The organism is Streptomyces monashensis, assembly GCF_001866665.1.
Classification (GTDB): Bacteria; Actinomycetota; Actinomycetes; order Streptomycetales; family Streptomycetaceae; genus Streptomyces; species Streptomyces monashensis.
The window spans coordinates 1-1,077 of the sequence record NZ_MLYO01000191.1 but is presented as its reverse complement, the minus strand read 5'-3'; the positions used below and the strand labels follow the sequence as shown (position 1 = coordinate 1,077).

Here is a 1,077-nt window from a genome sequence, read left to right as displayed (position 1 = left end):
GGTGACATGGCGGCGGATGATGCGCAGGGTGCGGGTGAAGGAGATCCGGTCGGGGTCCTGGTCCGATTGCCGGGCGGCTTGATGCATCAGGTCCCGCAGAGCGTGATGCACCAGCAGGAAGGCGAAGATCTCCTGCTCCACCCCGCGGGGGTGCTGGGAGCGCAGGACGAGGCGGGGCCCGCCCTGGTGTGTCTTGATCTCGTCCAGCGTGCTCTCGATCTCCCACCGCTGGGCATACAGCGCGGCCAGCGACGTGGCCGACGCTGCCTTCGGGCCGAGGATGGTGGTGATCAGCCGGTAGACCGTGCCGCTGCCGTCGTGGCCGAGGGCGTACTCGATGACGCGGACCCTGATCGGGTCCGCGCGGCGGTTCTTGTCCCTCGCGGCGACGATCTCCGAGAGGTAGGAGCCGTCCTCCAGCAGGGTCCGCACCGGCAAGACGGAGTCGTTCTTGACCCGCCACAGCAGGTCGGCACCGGTGGCGGCGGCGGCCCGCCACAGGTCGAAGCCGCGAAAGCCCCGGTCGGCCAGCAGCAGCATCCCCGGCACCAGAGAGCTGAACAGGCGCTGGGCCAGCTCGGTTTCATGGACGGCCAGCGGCCCGGCCTCGGCCGCAAAGACCGCGTGGGTGCCGCACTCGACCAGCGCGGCCAACCTCGCCTGCGGGTAGGCGCTCTTCTCCTGCCCGCGGCTGACGCCGGGACGCCCGAAGAAGGCGGCGTTGGCTTCGGTATCGGGCAGGTCGAAGGTGGTGCCGTCCACCGCGACCAGCCACCAGCCCCGGTACCACGATCCGCTCGTCTCCTCGGTCGCCACCGGACGGCACACCCTGGTGAACAGGGCCTTGAGCGGCTCCGGACCCAGCCGCAACCGGGCCCGGCCGATCGCCGCGGTGGTCGGCACCCGCCACGTCCCCTTCCACCGGCCCATCCGCTCCAGCCCGTGAGTGAGAAGCCGCGCGACCTCCTCATATCCCTGCCCGGAGAACAGGCACATCGCCAGCACGAAATAGACCACCACCCGGGCCGGCAGCAGTCGGTGACGCTGCTCGGCCCGGCCGCACTCCGCGATCACCTC

1 protein-coding gene is annotated in these 1,077 nt (G+C 70.8%); it reads right to left on the bottom strand.

Annotation, left to right across the window (positions count from 1 at the left end):
- A partial coding sequence (locus BIV23_RS45225) for an IS4 family transposase (protein WP_079173827.1) occupies positions 1-1,074 on the bottom strand: 1,074 nt, incomplete at its 3' end.
- Positions 1,075-1,077: the final 3 nt, after the last annotated feature.